Annotated in this window: 3 protein-coding genes and 4 pseudogenes (1 of these 7 cut by a window edge); all 7 read left to right on the plus strand. The window is 63.6% G+C overall.

The window, feature by feature from the left end; genetic code table 11:
• Positions 1 to 372: AMP-binding protein (locus tag HL671_RS39060; RefSeq protein WP_335341768.1), on the plus strand; the 372-nt coding region annotated here is incomplete at its 5' end.
• A complete protein-coding gene (locus HL671_RS08350) occupies positions 303 to 1,289 on the plus strand; it encodes an AMP-binding protein (protein ID WP_417903707.1) in 987 nt (328 codons plus the stop codon). The genes HL671_RS39060 and HL671_RS08350, both read left to right, overlap by 70 nt.
• A pseudogene (locus tag HL671_RS37970) lies at positions 1,187 to 2,788 on the plus strand (amino acid adenylation domain-containing protein); the annotation flags it as partial. The gene HL671_RS08350 and the pseudogene HL671_RS37970, both read left to right, overlap by 103 nt.
• Positions 2,777 to 3,517, plus strand: coding sequence for an AMP-binding protein (locus tag HL671_RS39285; protein ID WP_470287769.1), 741 nt, complete (start codon positions 2,777 to 2,779; stop codon positions 3,515 to 3,517). The pseudogene HL671_RS37970 and the gene HL671_RS39285, both read left to right, overlap by 12 nt.
• Positions 3,463 to 4,134, plus strand: a pseudogene (locus HL671_RS38910) (AMP-binding protein); the annotation flags it as partial. The gene HL671_RS39285 and the pseudogene HL671_RS38910, both read left to right, overlap by 55 nt.
• 131 nt (positions 4,135 to 4,265) lie before the next feature.
• A pseudogene (locus tag HL671_RS38915) lies at positions 4,266 to 5,105 on the plus strand (amino acid adenylation domain-containing protein); the annotation flags it as partial.
• A gap of 50 nt (positions 5,106 to 5,155) precedes the next feature.
• Positions 5,156 to 5,917: pseudogene (locus HL671_RS39290) on the plus strand (AMP-binding protein); its annotated part runs 253 nt beyond the window's last position; the annotation flags it as partial.

A 5,917-nucleotide genomic window follows, 5' to 3' on the forward strand; every position in this document is an offset into this window, starting at 1 on the left:
GCGGGCGGGGCCTATGTGCCGCTCGATCCGGCCTATCCGCCGGAGCGGCTGGCGTTCATGCTTCAGGACAGCGCGCCGGCGGCGCTGCTGGTGGACGGCGGCGCGCTGGATGTGCTGCCGGTGGTGGAGGCCGAGCTAGCGGCCGCCCGTATGCCGGTGGTCGACATCGGCGTGGATGCGGCGCAGTGGGTCGATGCGCCGGCGCGCAATCCGGCGCGGAGCGAGGTCGGTCTCACGCCGGACNCGACCGGGTGGCGATCTGTATCGAGCGTTCGATCGAACTTGTCGCTGCGGAGCTGGCGATCCTCAAATGCGGCGCAGCCTATGTGCCGCTGGATCGCGACGTCCCGGCGGAACGATTGGCGTTCATGATCAAGGATTGCGAAGCATCCCTCGTGTTGATGGCACGAGGCGCGGTGCTGCCGGAACGGCTTGAGGCCCACAGGATCGATATCGAGGATGTCCTGCGAGGTGCCGGAGACGCCTCCAATCCTGGCTTGTCGCGGGACAGCGGCAGTGATGCCTACATCATGTACACGTCGGGCTCCACGGGAACGCCCAAGGGAGTGGTGATTCCGCATCGAGCGATCGGGCGGCTGGTGATCAACAACGGCTATGCGGACTTCAATGCGTCGGATCGCGTTGCTTTTGCCGCCAATCCTGCGTTTGACGCGACGACGATGGAGGTATGGGGGCCGCTGTTGAACGGCGGATGCGTCGTGGTGATCGACCAGGCGTCGGTGCTGGAGCCCGAGCGGCTGGTCAGCGTCATGGAGCGGGACGGGGTGACGGTTCTGTGGCTCACGGCGGGTCTGTTCCAGCAGTATGCGGAGCTGCTCGGTGGCGTCTTCCGGCGACTGCGTTATCTGTTGGTGGGCGGCGACGTGCTGGATCCACGGAGCATCCGTCATGTTCTCCGGCACAGCCGTCCGCAATATCTGCTGAATGGCTACGGCCCGACGGAGACGACGACGTTTGCCATTACGCATGAGATCACCGAGGTCGACGAACGTGCGAGCAGCATTCCACTGGGCCGTCCGATCTCGAACACGCGGATCTACATTCTTGACGCGTATGGCGATCCTGTGCCGATCGGGGTTGCGGGCGAGATCTACATCGGCGGAGCGGGCGTTGCGCGGGGCTATCTGAACCGTCCCGAGCTGACGGCGGAGCGGTTCGTGNNNAACGTTCGATCGATCTGGTCGCTGCGGAGCTTGCGATCCTCAAATGCGGCGCAGCCTACGTGCCGCTGGATCCGGCCTATCCGGCGGAGCGGCTTTCGTTCATGATCGAGGATTGCGAAGCATCCCTCGTGCTGACGGCACGAGGCGCGGTGCTGCCGGAAGGGCTTGAGGTTCACAGCATCGATGTCGGGGATGTCCTGCGAGTTGCCGGAGACGACTCCAATCCCGGCGTGTCGCGGGACAGCGGCAGCGACGCTTACATCATGTACACGTCGGGCTCGACGGGGACGCCCAAGGGGGTGGTGATTCCGCATCGGGCGATCGGGCGTCTGGTGATCAACAACGGCTATGCGGATTTCAATGCGTCGGATCGCGTTGCCTTTGCCGCCAATCCTGCGTTTGACGCGACGACGATGGAGGTCTGGGCGCCGCTGCTGAACGGCGGCTGCATCGTCGTGATCGAGCAGGAGGCGGTGCTGGATCCGCTCCAGTTGTCGGATGCTTTCCAACAGCAGCGTGTTACGGCATTCTTCGTGACGACGTCCTTGTTCAACCACTATGTCAAAGTGTCTCCGCAACTGTTCGCCGGGTTACGTTTCCTGTTGACGGGCGGCGAGCGTGCCGATCCTCAATGTTTCCGCAAAGTCATCAGCGGCGCGGCCCCCCGGCATTTCATTCACTGCTATGGACCGACGGAGACGACGACCTTTGCCATTACGCACGAGATCACCGAGGTCGATGAACGTGCGGGCAGCATTCCTCTGGGGCGACCGATCTCGAACACGCATATCTACATATTGGATGCGTATGGGGAGCCGGCGCCGATCGGTGTCGCGGGCGAGATCTATATCGGCGGGGCCGGAGTTGCGCGGGGCTATCTGAACCGTCCCGAACTGACGGCGGCGCGGTTCGTGGAGGATCGCTTCTCGGGCGAGGCCGGGGCGCGGCTGTACCGGACCGGGGATCTCGGTCGGTGGCTTGGCGACGGGACGATCGCGTATCTCGGTCGTAACGACTTCCAGGTAAAGATCCGCGGCTTCCGGATCGAGCTCGGGGAGATCGAGGCGNTGGATGCGGCGCAGTGGGCGGAGGCGCCGGCGCGCAATCCGGAGCGGAGCGAAGTGGGCCTTGCGCCTGATCATCTCGCTTACGTGATCTACACCTCCGGATCGACCGGTCAGCCCAAGGCGGTTGCCATTGAACATGGCAACGCGGTCAACTTCATCGCATGGGCTGCATCGGCCTTTGTCGGTGAGGATCTGGCGCGGACCTTGTCGTCGACCTCGCTGAACTTCGATCTCTCGATCTACGAATGTTTTGTTCCGCTGACGGTCGGCGGGACCGTGGACGTGGTGCAGAATGTTCTTGAGCTGACGAAGCAGTCGCGGGTGACGTTGATCAACACCGTTCCATCGGCACTGGATGCACTGTTGAAGAGAGGGAGTGTTCCTGAGACGGTACGGGTCGTCAATGTTGCAGGTGAGCCGTTAAGACGGTCATTGGCAGAGCAACTGTTCGGAACGACGCAGGTCGAGCTGTTATGCAATCTATATGGGCCGTCGGAGACGACGACCTATTCGACATGGGTCGCTATGCGTCGTGGCGCGCCATTCGCTGCGCATATCGGCCGTCCGATTTCGAACACGCAGATCTACATCCTNNNGGCGCAATGGGCGGAGGCGCCGGCGTGCAATCCGGCGCGGAGCGAAGTGGGCCTTGCGCCGGATCATCTCGCTTATGTGATCCACACATCCGGATCGACCGGTCAGCCCAAGGGGGTCGCCGTTGAACATGGCAATGTCGTCAACTTCATCGCGTGGGCTGCACCGGCCTTTGTCGGTGAGGCCTTGGCGCGGACCTTGTCGTCGACCTCGCTGAATTTCGATATCTCGATCTGTGAATGGTTTGTCCCCCTGACGGTCGGCGGAGCGGTCGATGTCGTGCGGAACGTGCTTGAGCTGACGAAGCAGTCGAACGTGACATTTCTCAATACCGTCCCGTCCGCACTGGATGCGCTGTTGAAGAACGAGAGTTTTCCAGAGACGGTACGGACGGTCAATGTTGGGGGCGAGCCGCTAAAACGATCATTGGCAGAGCAACTGTTCGCAACGACGCAGGTGGAGCTGCTACGCAATCTATATGGTCCGACGGAGACGACGGTCTATTCAACCTCGGTGTTGATGCGTCGTGGCGAGCCATTCGCTGCGCATATCGGCCGTCCGATCTCGAACACGCAGATCTACATCCTGGATNTGCGCAGTGGGCCGATGCGCCCGCGCGCAATCCGGCGCGGAGCGAGGTCGGGCTCGCGGCGAGCCATCTCGCTTATGTGATCTATACCTCCGGATCGACCGGCACGCCGAAAGGGGTGATGGTCGAGCATCGGAACGTTGCCCGGCTCTTCCACGCGACGGAGCACTGGTACCAGTTCGGCCCGGCCGATGTCTGGACCTTGTTTCATTCCTATGCGTTCGACTTCTCGGTGTGGGAGATCTGGGGAGCGCTGCTTTATGGCGGTCGGCTGGTGGTGGTGCCGCAGCTGACGGCGCGATCTCCGGAGGACTTCTATCACCTCCTCTGCCGCGAGCGGGTGACGGTCCTGAACCAGACGCCGAGCGCGTTCCGGCAATTGATCGCGGCTCAAGCCGAGGCGGTGGAGACACATCATCTGCGCACTGTGATCTTTGGCGGTGAGGCGCTGGAGCCTGCGGCCCTGAAGTCTTGGTACCGCCGCGAGGCCAATCAGGCGACGAGCCTGATCAACATGTACGGGATCACCGAGACGACGGTCCATGTCACATACTATGCGCTCCAGGCAGCCGATGCGGACAGGCACGGCGCGAGCCCGATCGGGCAACCGATCCCGGATCTCAAGGTCTACATTCTTGATGCATATGGTGAGCCTGCGCCGATCGGTGTTGCGGGCGAGATCTACGTCGGCGGAGCCGGCGTTGCGCGAGGCTATCTGAACCGTCCTGAGCTGACCACGGAGCAGTTCGTGGAGGACCGGTTTTCGGGCGAGGCGGGAGCGCGGCTNNNGCGCCCGCGCGCAATCCGGCGCGGAGCGAGGTCGGTCTCACGCCGGACCATCTGGCTTATGTGATCTACACCTCTGGATCCACCGGCACGCCCAAGGGCGCGATGAACGGTCATCGCGCGGTGGTGAACCGCCTGCTGTGGATGCAGGACGCCTACGCTCTCGATGGTGGCGATGCGGTGCTACAGAAGACGCCGTTCAGCTTCGACGTGTCGGTGTGGGAGTTCTTCTGGCCGTTGCTCGCGGGAGCGCGCCTGGTGATGGCGCGGCCGGAGGGCCACAAGGATCCAGCCTATCTGGTGGAGGTGATCCGGCGGGAGCGGATCACGACGCTGCACTTCGTGCCATCGATGCTGCAGATATTCGTGGAGTATGCGGAGGCCGGTAGCTGCACGAGCGTGAAGCGGGTGATGTGCAGCGGCGAGGCGCTGCCCCCGGTCTTGGCGGCGCGGTTGCTGGAGCGGCTTGAAGGAACAGAGCTGCATAACCTTTACGGTCCGACGGAAGCTGCGGTGGACGTGACGGCGTGGCGCTGCGCAAAGGAAGCGTCGGATGCGAGCGTTCCAATCGGCCGTCCGATCTCGAACACGCAGATCTACATCCTGGATGAGCATGGCGAGCCGGCGCCGATCGGTGTTGCGGGCGAGATCTACATCGGCGGGGCGGGCGTTGCGCGGGGCTATCTGAACCGTCCCGAGCTGACCGCGGAGCGGTTCGTGGAGGACCGGTTCTCGGGCGAGGCGGGAGCGCGGCTGTACCGGACCGGGGACCTCGGGCGCTGGCTTGAAGACGGAACGATCGCCTATCTCGGTCGCAACGACTTCCAGGTGAAGATCCGCGGCTTCCGGATCGAGCTCGGGGAGATCGAGGCGCGGCTGTCGGAGCATGCGGNCTAAAACGATCATTGGCAGAGCAACTGTTCGCAACGACGCAGGTGGAGCTGCTACGCAATCTATATGGTCCGACGGAGACGACGGTCTATTCAACCTCGGTGTTGATGCGTCGTGGCGAGCCATTCGCTGCGCATATCGGCCGTCCGATCTCGAACACGCAGATCTACATCCTGGATGAGCATGGCGAGCCGGTACCGATCGGTGTTGCCGGCGAGATCTACATCGGCGGAGCCGGCGTTGCGCGGGGCTATCTGAACCGTCCCGCGCTGACGGCGGAGCGGTTCGTGGAGTACCGGTTCTCCGGCGAGGCGGGAGCGCGGCTGTACCGGACCGGGGATCTCGGGNGCCGGCACCGATCGGTGTTGCGGGCGAGATCCATATCGGTGGCGTCCAGGTGGGGCGGGGCTATCTGAACCGTCCTGAGCTGACGGCGGAGCGGTTCGTGGAGGACCGGTTCTCGGGAGAAGCGGGAGCGCGGCTGTACCGGACCGGGGATCTCGGGCGGTGGCTTGGCGACGGAACGATCGCGTATCTCGGGCGCAACGACTTCCAGGTGNAAGACGGAACGATCGCGTATCTCGGGCGCAATGACTTCCAGGTGAAGATCCGCGGCTTCCGGATCGAGCTCGGCGAGATCGAGGCGCGGCTGTCGGAGCATGCGGCTGTGCGCGATGTCGCGGTGATCGCGCGGGAGGATGTCGCGGGCGACAAGCGTCTTGTGGCCTATTATGTGAGCGACGCGGCGATCGGGGCGGAGGAGTTGCGGGGCCATCTTGCGGCGCGGCTGCCGGACTACATGGTGC

Source organism: Bradyrhizobium denitrificans (genome assembly GCF_013179005.1).
GTDB classification, from domain to species: Bacteria; Pseudomonadota; Alphaproteobacteria; order Rhizobiales; family Xanthobacteraceae; genus Bradyrhizobium; species Bradyrhizobium denitrificans.